The organism is Actinophytocola xanthii, assembly GCF_001921205.1.
In the GTDB taxonomy this organism is placed as follows: Bacteria; Actinomycetota; Actinomycetes; order Mycobacteriales; family Pseudonocardiaceae; genus Actinophytocola; species Actinophytocola xanthii.
In genome coordinates this window covers 16,916-35,355 of the sequence record NZ_MSIE01000066.1, presented here as the reverse complement: position 1 = coordinate 35,355, position 18,440 = coordinate 16,916, and the positions used below count along the sequence as shown (strand labels likewise).

Annotated in this window: 20 protein-coding genes; 12 read left to right on the top strand and 8 right to left on the bottom strand. The window is 71.2% G+C overall.

Going from position 1 to position 18,440, the window contains the following annotated elements; genetic code table 11:
* A partial coding sequence (locus tag BU204_RS30170) for an SDR family oxidoreductase (RefSeq protein ID WP_143229859.1) occupies positions 1–366 on the bottom strand: 366 nt, incomplete at its 3' end.
* A gap of 91 nt (positions 367–457) precedes the next feature.
* On the opposite strand from BU204_RS30170, the gene sigJ reads away from it, so the two are divergent.
* From sigJ to BU204_RS30125, 9 genes are all read left to right on the top strand, one after another.
* Positions 458–1,357 carry an RNA polymerase sigma factor SigJ gene (gene sigJ, locus BU204_RS30165; RefSeq protein ID WP_075129177.1) on the top strand — a complete coding sequence of 300 codons (900 nt, stop codon included), beginning with the start codon at positions 458–460 and terminating at the stop codon, positions 1,355–1,357.
* A gap of 91 nt (positions 1,358–1,448) precedes the next feature.
* The gene (gene deoC / locus BU204_RS30160; RefSeq protein WP_075129176.1) at positions 1,449–2,417 is read left to right on the top strand and encodes a deoxyribose-phosphate aldolase; all 969 of its coding nucleotides are present in this window, start codon (positions 1,449–1,451) and stop codon (positions 2,415–2,417) included.
* On the top strand, positions 2,414–3,847 hold the full coding sequence (locus tag BU204_RS30155) for an aldehyde dehydrogenase family protein (protein ID WP_143229858.1): 1,434 nt from the start codon (positions 2,414–2,416) through the stop codon (positions 3,845–3,847). Before deoC ends, BU204_RS30155 begins: the two co-directional genes overlap by 4 nt.
* Positions 3,840–4,706, top strand: a complete 867-nt coding sequence (locus BU204_RS30150; protein ID WP_075129174.1) for an aldehyde dehydrogenase family protein — start codon at positions 3,840–3,842, stop codon at positions 4,704–4,706. Before BU204_RS30155 ends, BU204_RS30150 begins: the two co-directional genes overlap by 8 nt.
* A gap of 153 nt (positions 4,707–4,859) precedes the next feature.
* Positions 4,860–5,207, top strand: coding sequence for a hypothetical protein (locus BU204_RS30145; protein ID WP_075129173.1), 348 nt, complete (start codon positions 4,860–4,862; stop codon positions 5,205–5,207).
* Positions 5,204–6,355, top strand: coding sequence for a C40 family peptidase (locus BU204_RS42035; RefSeq protein WP_143229857.1), 1,152 nt, complete (start codon positions 5,204–5,206; stop codon positions 6,353–6,355). Before BU204_RS30145 ends, BU204_RS42035 begins: the two co-directional genes overlap by 4 nt.
* Before the next feature lie 53 nt (positions 6,356–6,408).
* The gene (locus BU204_RS30135; RefSeq protein WP_075129172.1) at positions 6,409–6,819 is read left to right on the top strand and encodes a YbaB/EbfC family nucleoid-associated protein; all 411 of its coding nucleotides are present in this window, start codon (positions 6,409–6,411) and stop codon (positions 6,817–6,819) included.
* Positions 6,816–7,352 (top strand): YbaB/EbfC family nucleoid-associated protein, encoded by a 537-nt coding sequence (locus BU204_RS30130; RefSeq protein WP_233160747.1) that lies wholly within the window; start codon positions 6,816–6,818, stop codon positions 7,350–7,352. Before BU204_RS30135 ends, BU204_RS30130 begins: the two co-directional genes overlap by 4 nt.
* Positions 7,353–7,429: 77 nt before the next feature.
* Positions 7,430–8,722: a primosomal protein gene (locus tag BU204_RS30125; protein WP_075129171.1), complete on the top strand. Its 1,293-nt coding sequence runs from the start codon at positions 7,430–7,432 to the stop codon at positions 8,720–8,722.
* An 8-nt stretch (positions 8,723–8,730) separates the two neighbouring features.
* Here the strand turns inward: BU204_RS30125 and BU204_RS30120 are convergent, their stop codons facing one another.
* Complete coding sequence (locus BU204_RS30120; RefSeq protein ID WP_075129170.1) at positions 8,731–9,831, bottom strand: adenosine deaminase; 1,101 nt, start codon at positions 9,829–9,831, stop codon at positions 8,731–8,733.
* A 269-nt stretch (positions 9,832–10,100) separates the two neighbouring features.
* Here BU204_RS30120 and BU204_RS30115 point away from each other — a divergent pair, with 269 nt between their 5' ends.
* Positions 10,101–11,243: a coiled-coil domain-containing protein gene (locus BU204_RS30115; protein WP_075129183.1), complete on the top strand. Its 1,143-nt coding sequence runs from the start codon at positions 10,101–10,103 to the stop codon at positions 11,241–11,243.
* 76 nt (positions 11,244–11,319) lie between these two features.
* Here BU204_RS30115 and BU204_RS30110 read toward each other — a convergent pair whose 3' ends face one another.
* Both BU204_RS30110 and BU204_RS30105 read right to left on the bottom strand, forming a co-directional pair.
* On the bottom strand, positions 11,320–12,090 hold the full coding sequence (locus BU204_RS30110; RefSeq protein ID WP_075129169.1) for an ABC transporter permease: 771 nt from the start codon (positions 12,088–12,090) through the stop codon (positions 11,320–11,322).
* Positions 12,083–13,090 carry an ATP-binding cassette domain-containing protein gene (locus BU204_RS30105; protein ID WP_332888598.1) on the bottom strand — a complete coding sequence of 336 codons (1,008 nt, stop codon included), beginning with the start codon at positions 13,088–13,090 and terminating at the stop codon, positions 12,083–12,085. Before BU204_RS30105 ends, BU204_RS30110 begins: the two co-directional genes overlap by 8 nt.
* 91 nt (positions 13,091–13,181) lie before the next feature.
* On the opposite strand from BU204_RS30105, the gene BU204_RS30100 reads away from it, so the two are divergent.
* Together BU204_RS30100 and BU204_RS30095 are read left to right on the top strand one after the other, a co-directional pair.
* On the top strand, positions 13,182–13,778 hold the full coding sequence (locus tag BU204_RS30100) for a TetR/AcrR family transcriptional regulator (protein ID WP_075129168.1): 597 nt from the start codon (positions 13,182–13,184) through the stop codon (positions 13,776–13,778).
* Positions 13,775–14,362 (top strand): mycothiol-dependent nitroreductase Rv2466c family protein, encoded by a 588-nt coding sequence (locus BU204_RS30095; RefSeq protein WP_075129167.1) that lies wholly within the window; start codon positions 13,775–13,777, stop codon positions 14,360–14,362. Before BU204_RS30100 ends, BU204_RS30095 begins: the two co-directional genes overlap by 4 nt.
* Positions 14,363–14,374: 12 nt before the next feature.
* On the opposite strand, the gene BU204_RS30090 is transcribed toward BU204_RS30095, so the two are convergent.
* Genes BU204_RS30090 through BU204_RS30075 form a run of 4 tightly spaced genes read right to left on the bottom strand, consistent with a single transcriptional unit; the run spans position 14,375 to position 18,408 of the window.
* Positions 14,375–15,649, bottom strand: coding sequence for a thymidine phosphorylase (locus tag BU204_RS30090; protein ID WP_075129166.1), 1,275 nt, complete (start codon positions 15,647–15,649; stop codon positions 14,375–14,377).
* Positions 15,646–16,035 carry a cytidine deaminase gene (locus tag BU204_RS30085; protein ID WP_075129165.1) on the bottom strand — a complete coding sequence of 130 codons (390 nt, stop codon included), beginning with the start codon at positions 16,033–16,035 and terminating at the stop codon, positions 15,646–15,648. Before BU204_RS30085 ends, BU204_RS30090 begins: the two co-directional genes overlap by 4 nt.
* 1 nt (position 16,036) lies before the next feature.
* On the bottom strand, positions 16,037–17,314 hold the full coding sequence (locus BU204_RS30080; RefSeq protein WP_075129164.1) for an ABC transporter permease: 1,278 nt from the start codon (positions 17,312–17,314) through the stop codon (positions 16,037–16,039).
* A complete protein-coding gene (locus tag BU204_RS30075; protein WP_075129163.1) occupies positions 17,311–18,408 on the bottom strand; it encodes an ABC transporter permease in 1,098 nt (365 codons plus the stop codon). The genes BU204_RS30080 and BU204_RS30075 overlap by 4 nt, the downstream gene beginning before the upstream one ends.
* Positions 18,409–18,440: the final 32 nt, after the last annotated feature.

The following is an 18,440-nucleotide window of genomic DNA, read 5'->3' as shown; positions in this document are numbered from 1 at the left end:
GGCCGCGAAGTAGCCGAACATGGCCCGGTCCACCCCGCTGGTGACCTTTTTTAATGATACGGCGACCACCGAGATGTACACGAGGTGCCGCACGCCGGCCCCAGACGCCGCGGCGACCAGGGTGCGGGCCTTGGCCTCGTCGCCCTTGGCGCTCCCGGCCAGGTGCAGGACGGTCTCGACGCCGGCGACGGCGGCATCGACCCCCTCGCCGGTCTCGAGGTCGCCGACGACGTACTCGGTGCCCGGCTCGGGTTCGCGTCGTCGGCGGCTGAGTACCCGCGGCTGCCGACCCGCCGCCAGCAGGCGCGGCACGACCAGGCTGCCGAGAGTGCCGGTGCCGCCGGTGATCAGGACTGGTGAGCTCATGGTGTCTCCGTTCGCCGGCCCGGGCGAGGTCACATCGCCCGGGGTTGGGGGGTCTAGTGCTATGACTCCCCGGGAAAGAGGAATGTGACCGATGGACGAGAACTCGTCGCCGGCCGATCGCTTCGCCGAGCACCGGCCGAGGCTGCGTGCCGTGGCCTACCGGATGCTCGGCTCGCTCACCGAGGCCGACGACGCGGTGCAGGAGGCCTGGCTGCGCCTGGAGCGGGCGGACACCGGAGAGGTCGACAACCTCGGCGCCTGGCTGACCACCGTCGTCGCGCGGATCTGCCTGAACATGCTCCGCGCCCGCGCCACCCGCCGCGAGGAACCGCTCGAGGTGCACATGCCGGACCCGCTGATCAGCTCCCCGGACGCGATCGACCCCGAGCAGGAGGCCCTGCTGGCCGACGCGGTGGGGCTGGCGCTGCTCGTCGTGCTGGACGCGCTCACCCCCGCCGAGCGCCTGGCCTTCGTGCTGCACGACATGTTCGCGGTCCCGTTCGAGGAGATCGCGTCGATGACCGAACGCTCGCCGGCCGCGGCGCGCAAGCTCGCGAGCCGAGCGCGGCGCCGGGTGCGGGAGGCCGCCCCCACGCCGGACCCCGACCTGACCCGCCAGCGCCGGGTCGTCGAGGCGTTCTTCGCCGCCGCCCGGCGCGGGGACTTCGCGGGCCTGCTCGCCGTACTCGATCCGGAGGTCGTGCTCCGCGCCGACGGCGGGGCGGCCGGAGGCCGGCCGACGTTCGTCGTCCGCGGTCCCGAGGCGGTCCTGGGGCAGGCGATGATCGGCGAGCGGTTCGCGCCGTTGGTACGGCCGGCCCTGGTCAACGGGGCCGCCGGCGTCGTGGTCGCCGCCGGCGGGCGGACGCTCTCGGTGATGGGCTTCACGGTGGCCGACGACCGGATCGTGGCCATCGACGTGCTCTGGGACCCCGACCGGCTCACCCACCTGTACCTCGGCCCACTCGCCGAGGGGGGCGCCGAGAACTGATCTGTGGACAACTCGCCGAGTTGTGGACAACCCCCGGTATCCGGCCCTTGGCGGACCGGTCCGATCGGCCGGGACGCCTAGACTCGGGCCCATGGCTGCACCCTCACCGGCGAATACGGGGTTACCCCCCGCGCTCGCCGACGCGACCCGCGACGAGACGTCCCTGCGTCGCTTCCTGCACGGCCTGCCCGGCGTCGACCAGGTGGGCGTCGAGCAGCGCGCCGCGGGCCTCGCCACGCGCAGCATCAAGAAGGCCGCCAAGCTGTGGGCCATCGACACCGCCATCGGCATGGTCGACCTCACGACCCTGGAGGGCGCGGACACCGCCGGCAAGGTGCGGTCGCTGTGCGCCAAGGGCCGCCGGCCCGACCCGGAACGGCCGGAGGTCCCGCGGGTCGCCGCGATCTGCGTCTACCCGGACATGGTGACCACCGCGGTCGAGGCGCTGGGCGACAGCGGTATCCACGTGGCCAGCGTCGCCACGGCGTTCCCGAGCGGCCGCTCCAGCATGCCGGTCAAGATCGCCGACACGGAGCTGGCGGTGGCCGCGGGTGCCGACGAGGTCGACATGGTGATCGACCGCGGTGCCTTCCTGTCCGGGCGGTACGGCCGCGTGTTCGACGAGATCGTCACGATCAAGCACGCCTGTGGGGACGCGCACCTGAAGGTGATTCTGGAGACCGGCGAGCTCGCCACCTACGACAACGTGCGGCGAGCCTCCTGGCTGGCCATGCTGGCCGGCGCCGACTTCATCAAGACCTCGACCGGCAAGGTCTCCCCGGCCGCCACGCTGCCGGTCACCCACGTGATGCTCCAGGCCGTCCGCGACTGGCACACCGCGACCGGCACCCGGGTCGGCGTCAAGCCGGCCGGCGGCATCCGCACCACGAAGGACGCCATCCGCTACCTGGTCGCCGTGCACGAGGTGGCCGGCCCGGAGTGGCTCAACCCAGACCTCTTCCGCTTCGGCGCCTCGAGCCTGCTCAACGACCTGCTGATGCAGCGTCGAGCCCAGCTCGACGGCCACTACAGCGGCCCGGACTACGTAACGGTGGATTGATCATGTGGGAGTACGCACCGGCGCCCGAGTCCCGGGACATCGCCAACCTCAAACCCAGCTACCGGATGTTCCTCGACGGCGAGTTCGTCGAGGGCGGCGGTGAGCCCCTCAAGACCGTCAACCCGGCGACCGAGGAGGTGCTGGCCGAGGTCTCCACCGCCTCCAAGTCCGATGTGGACAAGGCGGTGAAGGCGGCCCGGCGCGCCTACGACCGGGTCTGGGGGCGGATGCCGGGCGCAGAGCGCGCCAAGTACATCTTCCGGATCGCGCGGATGGTCGCGGAGCGGTCGCGCGAGCTCGCCGTGTTGGAGAGCCTGGACAACGGCAAGCCCATCAAGGAGTCGCGGGACGTGGACGTCCCGACCGCCTCCGCGCACTTCTTCTACCACGCCGGCTGGGCGGACAAGCTCGACTACGCCGGGCTCGGCCCCGACCCGCGACCGCTGGGCGTGGCAGGTCAGGTCATCCCGTGGAACTTCCCGCTGCTGATGGCCGCCTGGAAGCTCGCCCCCGCACTCGCCTGCGGCAACACCGTCGTGCTCAAGCCGGCCGAGACGACCCCGCTCACCGCGCTGGTGCTGGCCGACATCATCCAGCAGGCCGACCTGCCGCCGGGCGTGGTGAACATCCTGCCCGGCGCCGGCGACGTGGGCGCCGAGCTCGTCGGCCACCCGGACATCGACAAGGTCGCGTTCACCGGCTCCACCGAGGTGGGCAAGCTGATCCAGTGTTCGGTGGCCGGCACCGGCAAGAAGCTCACGCTCGAGCTGGGCGGCAAGGCCGCCAACGTCGTGTTCGACGACGCGCCGCTCGACCAGGCCGTCGAGGGCATCGTGAACGGCATCTTCTTCAACCAGGGCCACGTCTGCTGCGCGGGCTCCCGGCTGCTGGTGCAGGAGTCGGTCGCCGACGAGCTGCTGGACAAACTGCACACCCGCATCGCGACCCTGCGCGTCGGCGACCCGCTGGACAAGAACACCGACGTCGGAGCCATCAACTCCCGCGAGCAGCTGACGAAGATCGCCGAGCTGGTCTCGTCCGGCGAGGCGGAGGGCGCGGAGAAGTGGGTTAGCCCCTGTCCGTTGCCGGACAAGGGTTTCTTCTTCGCCCCCACCGTGTTCGCCGGGGTGAGCCAGGCGATGCGCATCGCCCGTGAGGAGATCTTCGGCCCGGTGCTGTCGGTGCTCACGTTCCGCACGCCCGACGAGGCGGTCGCCAAGGCCAACAACACGCCCTACGGCCTGTCCGCCGGCATCTGGACCGACAAGGGGTCGCGGATCCTGTGGATGGCCGACCGCCTGCGTGCCGGCGTGGTGTGGGCCAACACCTTCAACCGCTTCGACCCGACCGCGCCGTTCGGCGGCTACCAGGAGTCCGGCTTCGGCCGGGAGGGTGGCCGCCAGGGACTGGAGGCATACCTCGATGTCTGAGCGTCTCACCGTCGCCAAGACCTACAAGCTCTACGTGGGTGGGGCGTTCCCGCGCTCGGAGTCCGGCCGCTCCTACCCGGTGCAGGACGCGAAGGGCGCCTTCCTGGCCAACGCGGCGCAGGCCTCCCGCAAGGACGTGCGGGACGCCGTCGTCGCCGCCCGCAAGGCGCTCGGCGGCTGGTCCCGGGCCACCGCCTACAACCGGGGACAGGTGCTGTACCGGGTGGCCGAGCTGCTCGAGGGCCGTCGCGAGCAGTTCGTGGCCGAGCTCGGGGCCAGCGAAGGCCTCGCGGCCAAACGGGCGCAGTCCATTGTGGACCTCGTGGTGGACCGCTGGGTCTGGTACGCGGGTTGGGCGGACAAGATCGCCACCGTGCTCGGCGCGGCGAACCCGGTCGCCGGCCCGTACTTCTCGTTCTCGGTGCCCGAGCCCACCGGCGTGGTCGGTGTGCTGGCGCCGCAGTCCTCGTCGCTGCTGGGGCTGGTGAGCGTGGTCGCACCGGTGATCGCGACCGGCAACACGGCGGTCGTCGTCGCCAGCCAGGACCGCCCCCTGCCGGCGATCACCCTGTCCGAGGTGCTGGCCACCTCGGACGTACCGGGCGGCGTGGTCAACGTCCTCACCGGGCGCACCGCGGAGCTGGCCCCCTGGCTCGCCTCACACGCCGACGTGAACGCCCTGGACCTCACCGGCGCCCCCGAGGCGACGACCACCGAGTTGGAACGCGCCGCGGCCGGCACGGTCAAGCGGGTGCTGCGTGCCGGCGCCGCCGAGCCGGACTGGACCGTGGCTCCGGACGTAAAGCGCCTTCGGGCGTTCCTGGAGACCAAGACCGTGTGGCATCCGAAGGGCACCTGAGCCCGGAAACGACCCCGAATGCAAACGATCCTCGTCGAACGGACCCGGATCCTCACCGATCCCCGCCGCCGTGGATGAGGATGTCCTAGCCTGGACGAACCGAGGGGAGCCGCTGGGCCGCGCGCCGCGTCAGAGCTGGTAGGAGGGGAACAGATGACACACGAGGATCCGGTGCCGCCGCCACCGCCCGGCTACGACGCCGACGAGGACGCCTTCGCCGCGTTCACCAGGGGTTACCGACCCCTGGCCGACGGTTTACGGACCGACTCGCTGGCCACCCACACCGGGATGGACGGCAACGCCTTCTCGCGGGTCGGCAACGAGGTCGGCCTCAGCGACGCGATCCGCAACGCCACCCAGTACCAGCTCGACCGCGTGAACGGCCTGGCCACGAACACCACCTCGATGGCGGACGCGGTCGCCAACACCTGGACCAACTACGTCAGCACGGAGGACGACCACATCCGGGCGATCCGCCGCGCCGGAGGTGAGCCGGTGTGACCAACACCGTCCCCATGGTCGAGACGCTGGTCTCACCCGCCGCTGACGCCCAGCGCCAGCTCGCGACCGACGACGGCGCGATCGACTCCGTCGACCAGGCGCACGCGGGCGTGCAGAACGCGCTCTACACCTACGACACCGACGCCACGACCCAGACCAGGAACCTGCAGCAAGGCTGGACCGGGGACTCCGCCGCCCGCCAGGCGGCCGACGCGACGACGATGAGCACGGCCGCGCGGGACATCAGCACCTACAGCGCCGAGGTGCAGACGGCCGTTCGCGAGGCCGCGTCGATCCTCAAGGTCGGCCAGTCCACCAACCAGCAGCTGATCGACAACTTCATGGACCGCGCCGCCCAGCTGCTCTCCGCGGCGGCGGCACTGCGGCGTGCGGGCGACAACGCCGGCGCGCAGGCCAAGATCAGTGAGCTGATCCGGCTCGGGGCGCAGGTCTCCGGCGAGTCCAGCTCGAACCTCCAGGCCGTCATGGGCCAGCTGACCGGCGTGGTGAACAAGCTCAACGGCGCCCCCGGCGGGGCCACCTCGCCGAGCGCCGCCGCACCGGTCGCCAACACCCCGCCGCCCGCCTACAACACCGGCGGAGGCGGCGGGGGCGGCGGAGGCGGAGGCGGCGGTGGCTACTCCGGCGGTGGCGGAGGCGGCGGCGGTGGCGGAGGCGGTGGCGGAGGCGGTGGCGGCGGCGTGGTCACCAAGAAGCGGCTGCCGGTCGCGATCCCGCCGCAGCCCGGAACCGGCGTCGCGGTGAACCTTCCCGACGGCAGCACGGTCATGGCGCCCAACGAGACAGCTGCGAAGGCCGTTCGGGCCGCGCTGGGCCAGCTGGGGGTGCCCTACGTGTGGGGCGGCACCTCACCGGGTGTCGGCCTGGACTGCAGCGGCCTGACCCAGTACGCCTACGACCAGGGCGGCCTGGACATCCCCCGCACCTCCCGCGAGCAGGACATCGGCGCCGAGGTCCCCTCGGCCGACCAGCTGCTGCCCGGCGACCTGGTGTGCTGGGAGGGTCACGTCGCCATGTACATCGGCAACGGCCAGATCGTCGAGGCGGGGGACCCGGTGCAGGTCGGCCCGCTGCGCACGGAGAACGCCGGCATGCCGTTCGTGGGCTTCTACCGCCCGACCGGCTGAACGCGGACAGCGGCGCCGTCGGGCACACTGGGCGTGACCGGGAGGGGGACAGCGTGGCGGAGATCGACATCGACCACGAGCTCACCGTCGTGGACCGTCGCGTGCGGCAGGCGGAGGAGCAGGCCGCGGCCGAGGTGGCCAGGGTCGGCCGGATCAGCGGCCGGGCCACCGCCCCCGACGGCTCGATCAGCGTCGAGGTCGCGCCCGGTGGGCTGCTCACCGACCTGCGGTTGACGCCCGCCGCCCTGCAGGTGGACATGGAGACCCTGGCCCGCCGGATCACCTCGCTCGCCGAGCGGGCGACCCGGCTGGCCGGCGGCAACATGCACAAGGCACTGGCACCGGTGGTGGACGAGAAGGAGCTCGAGTCGCTCGGCTACGTCCCGGTTGACGACGAGGAGGCCGACGCGGACCCGGAGGCCGACTTCGCCGACCCGCTCAAGCAACGGGAGCGACGGCTGTGATCGACCGGGAGCCGCTCGACCGCAGCACCGAGCAGATGATCGCCGACGGCCGGGCGCGGCAGGAAGCGTTGTCCCAAGTGGACAAGGTACTGGCGACGGTCACCGGCACCGCCCACGACCGCAACGAGACCGTCGAGGTCACCGTGGACGGGCGAGGCAGGCTGGTCCGGCTCTGGCTCGCCCCCGAGGCCGCCCGCTACGGCGCCGACGGGTTGGGCCGGCTGATCGTCCGAGTCGCTCGCGTCGCGATGGACGACGCCACCCAGACGGGCTACAACAAGGTCGCGCTGCTGCTGGGGGACAACCTCACGCTGGCGCTCGAGCAGCTGTCCGGACGGGCGGCGCCGGCTCGGCGCGAGGAGGACGGCGGCATCACCGCGGAGGAGTTCCAGGCGCGGCGCGAGGAGCGGCTGCGCCGGGCCAGCGAGGCGAGTTCCGGCGAAGTAGCTGGTGGCGGCGGTGGTGACGCCGAAGCCGACCCGGATAACGAACTCGCGTCGTTCGACCCTTCCTCGCTACGCTCCGACCGGTGATCCACCGCACTGTCCCCACCACGTAGGCTGCCGACGTTCTGTGTGCCCCATGGATTGCGTGACCAGGAGGTCCAGCAATGTCTCAGGACATCGTCTCCATCGAGCTCGGCCTGCCGCAGGGCGACCTCGTGACGCTGTGGGCACCGCGCTGGAGAGAAGACGGTGAGGAGTGGGAGGCCTTCCTCGGCCACGAGGACGACCTCTACGCCTTTCCCGACGCCGCCCACCTCGCCGCCTTCGTTCGCACGGTCACCGAGCACGATCTGGCCGACCATCCCGCCTGGGACGTCGTGCCGGAGCTGTCGGTGCCCGAGTTGCTGCCCGACGAGGAGCACACCTACGACCTGGTGGGCGTGCCGGAGCTGGTGGCCGAGGAGCCGGACACCTGGACCATCGGCGAGCTCGCCGACATCGTGACGATCGTCCGTTCGCTCGCGGACGTGTGCGAGCTCGACGAGGTGCACGAGGTGCTCAACGCGGCGGCCGGGTTCTCGGTACTCGAGCAGGGCACGTTCCCCTTCACCGGGCGCGAGGGCGAGAAGCTGTGGACCGACCTCGCCGAGACCATCTCCGAGCGCTGGGACGAGGTCCTCGACGCCATCGACGAGGTGGTCTTCGTACCCGAGGTCGACAAGGCGACGCTGGACGAGACCACCGACGAGCTGGCCGCGTACCAGGCCGAGTCCGAGGAGGCCGCCAGTGCCCTGGACGCCGAGGACGCGGAGGACGTCGACACCGAGGAGTCCGAAAAGGACACCGACCAGACCACGGCGGATGACGACGACGAGGACGAGGAGGCCGAGCCGGAGCCGGTCGGCTTCTGGGCCGAGGTGGGCATCGATCCCATCAAGATCATCACGCCCGAGGGCGAGTACTACACGCTGCGCTGCTACCTCGACGACGAGCCGATCTTCCTGGGCGCCCGCGGCAGGATCTCGGTCGCCAAGTCGCCAAGGACCCTGGCGAAGTACCTGGCCGCGGTACCGGCCGGCGAGAACGACCTCGCCGAGGTGTCGACCTGGGAGGAAGTGGCCACCAAGGCCACCGACGGCAGCCTCGAGATCGAGGTCGAGACCGACAACACCTACGTGCTCACCGGTCTGGCCGACGACCTGGGCGACGGCCCGGACGCCGTCGACCCGGTGCAGCTGGACCTCGCCGTGGAGCTGCTCACCGACGCCGCGGACTGGGCCGACGACAAGACCGTGAACGAGGCGCTCGCCCAGTCGGAGAGCCTCGGGTGGCTCGTCTCGTTCGTGCTGCGGCCGGACCCGACCAGGCTCGCGCCCAGCCCTCCGTTCGACGCGGAGCAGGCGGCGTGGCAGCGCCTGGTCGAGTCCTTCGAGCAGCGGCTCGAGCAGAAGCCCTGAGGGGAGCGTCAGCCGATCAGCTTGGCGTAGCCCGGTTTGATGATCTCGTTGATGATGGCCAGCCGTTCGTCGAACCCGATGAACGCGGACTTCATCGCGTTGATCGTGAACCACTGCAGGTCGGCCCAGTCGTAGCCGAACGCGTCGACCAGCGCGCTCATCTCCGAGGAGGGCGAGCAGCCGGACATCAGCCGGTTGTCGGTGTTGACCGTCACCCGGAAGCGCAGCTTGGTCAGTAGCCCGATCGGGTGTTCGGCGATCGACGGGGCCGCACCGGTCTGCACGTTTGAGGACGGGCACATCTCCAGCGGAATCCGGCGGTCCCGCACATAGCTCGCCAGCCGTCCCAGGTGGATCGTGCCGTCCTCGTCGACCTTGATGTCGTCGACGATCCGCACGCCGTGCCCGAGCCGCTCGGCCCCGCAGTGCTGGATGGCCTCCCAGATCGACGGGAGCCCGAACGCCTCACCCGCGTGGATGGTGAAGTGGGCGTTCTGCTGCCGCAGGTACTCGAACGCGTCCAGGTTCCGCGTGGGCGGGAACCCGGCCTCCGGGCCGGCGATGTCGAACCCGACCACGCCGCTGTCCCGGTGGCGCACCGCCAGCTCGGCGATCTCCAGCGACCGGGCGTTCTGTCGCATCGCGCAGAGCAGGGTGCCGATCCTGATCGGCCTGCCCTGCTCACGTGCGCGGGCCTCGCCCTGGCGGAACCCCTCCTGCACCGCGGCGACGATCGTGTCGAGGTGCAGACCCCGCTCGCTGAACAGCTCCGGCGCGTACCGCACCTCGGCGTACACGACACCGTCCGCCGCGAGGTCCTCCGCGCACTCCGCGGCCACCCGGACCAGGGCGTCCTGGGTCTGCATGACCCCGCAGGTGTGGGCGAACGTCTCGAGGTAGCGCACCAGCGAGCCGGAGTCGGCGGCGGTGCGGAACCAGGTCCGCAGCTCGGCCGGATCCTGGGTGGGCAGGTCGGGGTATCCGACGGCGTCGGCCAGCTCGATGACGGTGGCGGGACGCAGGCCCCCGTCCAGGTGGTCGTGCAGGAGAACTTTGGGAGCAGCGCGAACGGTTTCCGGGGTCACCGGAACGGGGTTGGACGTCGACATGGTCCAACGGTACTCAACGGGAGGCGGCACACCTTTCGGTCGCGTGCGGCGACGCACCGTGCCCTCGGCGCCGGGGATCCGTCCGACAGGCGTCCCCTGATCGAATGGATTTCCCTGCGATAGATCGTGTTTGACCGAGCAAGGAACTCACGGGTGGTGTACGGACGCGTTCTGCGAGTGGCTAGGCTCGCCACGTCGGCCCTGCCCCCTCCATGACGAAGGTCACCTCCGTGAACGAGAACAACAACTCGACGGTGTCGTTCGACCGGATGCGCAACATGCTGGTGCGCGCGGCCGAGATCCGTGAGAGCGAGCAGCAACAGATCTTCGACACGCTGGACGAGATCCACGCCAGGCTGTCACCGCTGGAATCGATCGGCTCGGTGCGCAAGCGCCTGTCCGAGATGCCGGACCGAACCGAGCTCGGGGCGCTGGCCGGGCGCGTCGAAGAGGCGATGGCCAAGCTGGAGGCGCAGGACACCGCGATCGCGTCGATCGCCCGGGCCGTCGAGGGCATCGTCGACAAGTTGGCAACGCCGTTCGCGCAGCTCGACGGCCGGCTGGACGGGGTGGCCGGCCGGTTCGAGGGCGTGGCGGGCCGGATGGACGGGCTCGAGGACAAGCTGGCCAGCATCCACCGGCGCATCGACGAGCTGGACGGGCACCTCGACAAGCACCTGGACAAGCAGGACAGCAAGCTGGACGCGCTGCCCGCCGCCGTGCACGGCCCGGTCCGGGAGCGGATCGAGTTCGCCGAGAACACCCTGCGCGGCCGCGTGGACGAGGTCGAGGGCGGCCTGCGCGGTCAGCTGGACGCGGCCAGGGAGACCCTGCGCCAGTCCGTGACCGACTCGGCGGAGGCCGTCCAGTCGAGGCTGGCCGACTCGGCGAACGCCCTGCACAACAACATCGACGAGAAGGCGACCGGGGTTCGCGTCGCCGTCGACGAGGCTCGCCGCTCCATGCAGGACGCCATCGAGGACACCAAGTCGACGGTCGACGGCACCGAGCGTCTCGAGGCACTCGCCGGCCGGCTGGAGCAGGTGACCGGTCGCCTGGACGACCTGACCCGACGCCTGGACACCGTCGAGGACGGTTTCGCGGAGAAGCTGTCGGACATGGGCCGCACGATCGGCGAGAGCCTGGGCAAGGTCGAGGGCACCCTCACCCGCCAACCCGACACGGAGTCGGTGGCGTCGCTGGTGCGCAAGAGCAACGAGGAGTCCGAGCGCCGCATCGGCGGTCACCTCGACGAGGCCATGGCCACGTTCGCGGAGCTGATGATGGGCGGCGGCGCCCAGCCCCCGCGCCCGCCCGCGACCCTCCCCCGCCAGGCCGCCCGCCGCCGCAACGGCAAGCCGCAGAAGGCCAACCGCCCCGAGGAGACGGACGAGGCCGAGGTCCCCAACTAGTACGCCTCGACGCGAGCCCCGACCATGTGGTCGGGGCTCGCGTCGTTTCCGGAGACCGATCGGTGACCGCGGACGCTCAGACGCCGCGTCTCATGGCCCGGGTAGCCAGGATCAGGCCGAGAACGGCGATCGCGGTGGCCGCGACGAGGCCGTGGAACACCGCGGGGTCGAGGAAGTCGCCGACGAACAGGGCGCGGGCGGCGTCGACGATGTAGGTAACCGGGTTGGTCGTGGCGACAGCGCTCAACCAGCCCGGTCCGGCATCGACCGGGAGCAGGATGCCCGAGAGCAACATCACCGGAAAGATCAACACCTGGGTGACGATCCAGAACAGGTTGCCGCTGGGTCGGGAGATGATCGCCAGGACGTAGGACAGGGCGCTCAACCCGACGGCCATGACGACCAGCAGGACCATGGTGGCCAGGGCACCGGGCAGGTGGAACCGCATGCCCAACGGGACCGCGATCGCGGTGATGAGGATCGCCTGAGCGAACAGGGTGACCGTGTCCTTGCCGGTGCGTCCGAGGATGAGCGACGTGCGGCTGATCGGCGTGACGAGGAAGCGTTCCACCTGTCCGCCGTTCAGCTCGCTGAGCATGGTGTGACCGGCGCCCAGCGGCCCCATGAGGCACATCATCACGAGGATGCCCGGGACGAACCACTGCCAGACGTCGGCAGTGCCGGTGCCGGTGCCGAGGTCCGCGTCGGTGCCGACGAGCATCGAGCCGAACAGGACGAGGAACAGCACGGGCTGCCCCATGGCGAAGACCATGCCGACCGGGGACCGGAGCTCCGGGGTGATCTCGCGGCAGAAGACCGTGGCGGTGTCCTGGAGGAGCTTAGGCATGGGTCGGCTCCTCGATGCTGTTCCCGGAGGGGTCGCCTGGTTGTTCGAGCCTGCGTCCGGTGAGGTTGATGAAGACGTCGTCGAGGGAGGGGCGTCGTAGGCCGGCGCGAGTGACCGTGACCGAGGCGTGGTGAAGCAGCCGCAGGTAGGCCGGCAGGACTGCGTCGGCGTCGGCGCAGCGCAGGCCCACCGTCCGGTCCTCGGTCGTGACCTCGACGATGCCGGCCATCCGACGGGCAAGAGCCGCGGCGGCTCGCGCCCCGTCGGTGTCCGAGGTCGTGACGTACAGCCGATCGCCGGCGAGGTCGGCCTTGAGAACGTCCGCGGTGCCGTTGGCGATCACCCGGCCCTGGTCGACGATGACGATCCGCTCTGCCATCTGGTCGGCCTCGTCGAGGTAGTGGGTGGTCAGGAGGATGGTGAGGCCCTGTTCGCGCCGCAGGCGCTGTAACTGTTCCCAGAGGCCGGCGCGGCTGTGCGGGTCGAGGCCGGCCGAGGGCTCGTCGAGGAACAGCACCCTCGGGCCGTGGACGAGGCCGAGAGCGATGTCCACGCGTCGCCGCTGCCCACCCGACAGCGTGCCCGGTAGCCGCCCGGCCAGCTCGCCGATGCCGAGTAGCTCCAGCACCTCGTCGGCCCGCCGCCGAGCCTCGCGGAGCCGGAGGCCGTAGCAACGGCCCTGGATCGCCAGCTCGTCGCGGATGCGGTGGTTCTCACCGGCGGCGTTCCGCTGACCCACGTAGCCGATCACCTCCCGCACCAAGCCCGGTTCGCGTGCCACGTCGAAGCCCGCGATGTGCGCGCTGCCCGCCGTGGGCGGCAGCAGCGTCGTCAGCATCCGCATCGTGGTGGACTTGCCCGCGCCGTTCGGCCCGAGCAACGCCAGAAGCTCGCCGGCCGCGACCTCGAAGCTGACGTCGCGCACCGCCTCGATCGTCTCCTTGCCCGCCGTGAACGTTCGGCGCAGGCCCTCGGCCCGGATCATCTGCTGTCCCGCCATGCGGATGGACCATAGGGCATCTATATTGGAACTGCAAACTTCCATTCCGATACGATACGGTTCGGTAAGGATGTTGTTGATACCATGGGCTATGAGTTCGAAGCAGGTGTCCAGCGCCAGGAGCCGCACCGAACGGGCCATCGTCACCGCTGCGGTGCGGGTCTGGGTTCGCGACCGGACGGCGACGTTGCCGCAGATCGCCGAGGCCGCGGAAGTTGGCCGCACGACCCTGCACCGCTACTTCCCGGAACGCGACGGCCTGCTGCGAGCCGCCACCGAGCACGCCCTGGAGGTCGTCGGCGGTGCCATCGCCGAAGCCGAACCCGACCGGGGACACCCGTTGGAGGCCATTCGGCGGGTGGTCGCCGCCCTGGCCTCGACCAGCGAGGCGATCATGTTCGTTTTCGGTGACCAGTCCCTGGCGCGCGACGTCGTCCCCGCCGCCGAGCCTGACCTGCCGACGCCACACGACCCGGTGATCGACCTCATCCGTCGCGGGCAGGCAGAAGGGGTCTTCGACGACCAGCTCTCCGCCGAGTGGATCCAGCAGGTCCTGTGGGGGGTGTCCTACACCGCCTTCGAGCAGGTCGAGCAGGGCACCCTCGCCAAGTTCGACGTCGCGACGACCGTGATCCGGACGCTGGAGCACGGGATCACCGCTCGTGCCACCCCGGAGCGGCAGCCATGACCGGCTGGAGCGTCGACCTCTGGTTCGATCCGGCCTGTCCGCTCACCCGGCACACCGAACGCTGGATCGCGCGGGTCGCTCCCCAGGTGCCCCTTCGGGTACGCATGCACGTGATGAGCCTGTCCGTGCTCAACGAGCACCGCGATGACGACCCGGAGGGCGACCCGCACGGTTACCTGTGGATTCCCGCTCGCGTCGCCGCGGCCGTGCAGACCGAGCACGGGCACGCGGCGCTCGCCGTCTTCTACGACATGCTGTGGACCGAGCCCGACGGCGCCGAGCGGGAGTGGATCGGCGACCTCGGCGAAGCCCTGCACCGCGCCGGCCTCCCCACCGCACTCGCCGAGGCCGGCACCTCCACCGACTACGACCAGGCGCTGCGCGCCTCCCACCACGCGGGCGTCGACCGCATCGAGGCCGAGATCGGCACGCCCGTCCTGGTCGTCACGACGCCGGGAGGCGTCGAGCGGGCCGTGTTCGGCCCCGTGCTGCAGCAGGTACCACCCAGTGGTGACTCGCTCCAGCTCTGGGATGCGCTGACCAGGCTCGTCTCGGTACCCGCCTTCCGCGAACTGAAGGCGTAGAGCTCGACGACGTCAGGGGCGGATGGTCTCGATCACCAGCGGACGGGTGGGGGGTGGCTCGTCGGCGATGACGAGGGCCTGGTCGAGGGCGTCCAGGGCGGCGGGGATCCGCTCAGGGGTGTCGGTGTGCAGCTCCAGGACCGGGTCGCCGGCGGCAACCCGGTCCCCGGGCTTGGCCAGGCACAGGATCCCGGCAGCGGCCTGGACCGGGTCCTCCTTGCGCGCCCGGCCGGCACCCAGGCGCCAGGCCGCGACCCCGACGCCACGCGCGTCGAGCCCGGCCACGACACCCGCGCGCGGCGCGGTCACCGTGTGCGTGTGCGCCGGCGTGGGCAGCGGGGCGTCCGGGTCGCCGCCCTGGGCGGCGATCATCGTGCGCCACGTCTCGTAGGCCCGGCCGGACGCGAGCACCTCGGCTGGGTCGGCCTCCACGCCGGCCAACGCGAGCATCTCCCTGGCCAACGCCAGCGTCAGCTCCACGATGTCGGCAGGGCCGCCGCCCCGCAGCACCTCCACCGACTCGGCGACCTCCACCGCGTTGCCGACCGCCCGTCCAAGCGGTGTCGACATCTCGGTGAGCAACGCCGAGACCCGCAGGCCGTGCTCGACGCCGATCTCCACCAGCGCCGAGGCCAGCTCCCGCGCCGACGCCAGGTCCGGCATGAACGCGCCCGACCCGACCTTCACGTCCAGCACCAACGCGCCCGCGCCCTCGGCGATCTTCTTCGACATGATCGAGGAGGCGATGAGCGGCACGCACTCCACCGTGCCGGTCACGTCGCGCAGTGCGTAGAGCTTGCGGTCGGCTGGCGCGAGGCCCTCGGTCGGCGCGCACACGACGGCGCCGACCGACGCCAGCTGCGCGCCGATCTCCTCTGTCGACAGTCGCGCCCGCCAGCCCGGCACGGACTCCAGCTTGTCCAGCGTCCCGCCGGTGTGCCCGAGCCCTCGTCCCGACAGCTGGGGCACCGTCGCTCCGCACGCGGCCACCAGCGGGGCCAGCGGCAGGGTGATCTTGTCGCCCACCCCGCCGGTCGAGTGCTTGTCGACGGTCGGCCGGCCGGTCGACCAGCTCAGCCGCTCCCCCGAGTCGACCATCGCCCGGGTCCACCGGGCGGTCTCCTCGGCGGTCATCCCGTTCAGGAAGATCGCCATCGCGAGTGCCGACATCTGCTCGTCGGCCACCACGCCCCGGGTGTAGGCGTCGACGACCCAGTCGATCTGCTCGTCGCTCAGCCGGCCACCGTCGCGCTTGGTCCGGATCACGTCGACCGCGGCGAAGGTCATGGCAGGTCGTCCGGACCGAACGCGTGCGGCAGCACCTCGCGCATCGGCAGCGGGCCGTCCGGGGTGTCCAGCAGGCAGTCGGGGCCACCGAACTCGTACAGAATCTGTCGACACCTGCCGCAGGGCATCAGCAGTTCCCCGGACCCGCCTCGGCAGGCCACGGCGACCAGCCGGCCGCCGCCGGTCAGCCGCAGCTGACCGGCCATCGTGCACTCGGCGCACAGCCCGAGCCCGTAGGAGGCGTTCTCCACGTTGCACCCGGTCACCAGGCGCCCGTCGTCGACCAACCCGGCCGCACCGACCTGCAGCCCGGAGTACGGGCAGTAGGCGAGCGCGGCGGCGCCGGTCGCGGCCTCGCGCAGCTTGTCCCAGTCCACACCGGCCACGCTAGTCACCCTCGCCTCGCCGGTACGGCAGGCCGTCCGCCGCGGGCGGGCGCAGTCGCTGCGCAGCCAGGGCGAGCACCACCAGCGTGATGATGTGCGGCGTGTAGGGCAGGAACTCCCTCGGCAGCTCGTCGCTGGCGTAGTACAACGCGTAGACCGCGACCGCACCGACCGCCGCCAGCGTCGCCGTCGTCCACTTGCGCCGCCACAGCTGCCAGATGACCACCAGCCCGGCCGCGATCACCGCCGCGTACAGCAGCGCGTGCACGGTCTGCGGGCCGGCGGAGAGCCGCAGCCCGTCGGCGTAGCCGAACAGTCCGGCGCCGGCCAGCGTGCCGCCCGGCCGCCAGTTGCCGAAGATCATCGCGGCGAGGCCGATGAACCCGCGGTTGGCGGTCTGCCCCTCCGAGTAGATCGACGGGCTGGAGCCGAGCACCAGCGCGGCGCCGCCGATCCCGGCGAGCGCACCCGAGACGATCACCGCCACGTACTTGTGCAGGTACACGTTGACGCCGAGCGACTCGGCGGCGACCGGGTTCTCACCGCACGAACGCAGCCGCAGCCCGAACCGGGTGTGCCAGAGCAGCAGGTAGGTGCCCACCACCAGCAGGATCGTGATCAGCAGCATCGGCGAGACCCGGGTCACCAGACCGCGCAGGAGACCGGCGACGTCGGAGATCACCGCGCGCTGGTCCTGCTCCAGCTCGCCGAGCCAGTCGGCCAGGGGCTGGGCGGAGAAGGTGTCGAACCGTTCGATCGGGGGCGAGTCCCGCGGGTTGGACGACAGCGGCGCGAAGATGAGTGTCGACAGGTACTTCGCGATGCCGGCCCCGAGCAGGTTGATCGCCACCCCGGACACGATGTGGTTGACCCCGAAGGTCACCGTGGCGATCGCGTGCAGCACCCCGCCCAGCGCGCCGAACACCGCACCGGAGAGCACGGCCACCCACGGCCCGCCGTGCAGGCCGCCCCAGGCCGCGCCCCAGGTCCCGAGGATCATCATTCCCTCGAGCCCAATGTTGATCATGCCCGAACGTTCCGCCCAGATCCCGCCGAGCCCGGCGAGCAGGATCGGCATCCCGAGCGTCACCGTGTTCTGCATCGTCGAGGACGAGGTCAGGGCCGCCTCGCCGGTGAGGTAGGACGTGGTCGCGAGCACGCCGACCACCCCGACGACACCGATCACGAAGATCGCCCAGCCGGGCAGGGTCCTGCGCTTGGGTGCCGCCGGCATCGTCATGCCGGACGCGCCGCCCGGCTGCACCTCGACCATGCTCATCGGGCACCTCCGGCGTCCGCCTCGGCCGGTTCGGCGGTGCCGAGCGCCCGGCCGACCCGCCGCTGCTCGGCGGCGAGGTCCATCCGCTTGACGATCTCGTAGGCGACCACGACCGAGATCACGATCGCGCCCTGCATGATCGTCGCGATCTCCCGAGGCACGCCGACGTTGTCCAGCGCCACCTTCGCCTTCTCCAGGAACGCCCAGAGCAGCGAGCCGAACGCGATGCCCACGGGGTGGTTGCGCCCGAGCAGCGCGATGCCCAGGCCGGCGAAGCCGTAGCCGGAGGCGAAGTTGAGCGTGTAGGCGTGGTCGCGGCCGAGGATCTCCGGCATGCCGACCAGGCCGCCGACCGCGCCGGAGACCAGCAGCGAGACCACGATCATGCGCTTGGCGTTCACCCCGCCGGCCGCGGCCGCGGTCGGCGACTCACCGGAGGCCCGCAGCTCGAATCCGAACCGCGTCCGCTTCATGACCACGCCGTAGACGGCCGCGGCCACCACGGCCAGGAACACCAGCCCGAACACCGTTCCCCGCGCGCCCAGGTCGATGCCCGGCACCTGGCCGGACTCGGGGATCGGCTCGGTGGAGACGTTGTTGCCGATCAGGATGCCGAACTGGTCCCGACGAATCAGGTAAGCGGCCAGGCCGAAGGCGATCGCGTTCATCATGATCGTGGAGAGCACCTCGTGCACCCCGCGCGTCACCTTGAGGATCGCGGGGAGCAGCGCCCAGGTCGCCCCCGCGACCGCGGCGACCAGGAGGATCACCAGCCAGTGCAGCACCGGCGGCAGCACGAGCGCACTGCCCACGATCGCAGCCACCAGGGCGCCGATCCGGTACTGGCCCTCCACGCCGATGTTGAGCAGGTTCATCTGGAACCCGATCGCGGCGGCCAGCGCGGCCAGCATGTAGATCGCCGTGCTGTTGACGATGTCGACGGCGACCTGGCCCTCGCCCACCTGGCCGATCATCACGCCGAGCGCGCTCGCCGGGTTGGCCCCGGAGATCAACAGCGCGATCGCGCACAGCAGCGCCGAGAACGCGATCGCGAGCGCGGGCGCCAGTAACGACGAGCGCAGCTTGGCGGTCATACCGCCACCTCCGCCCGGCGCACCGCGTCGGT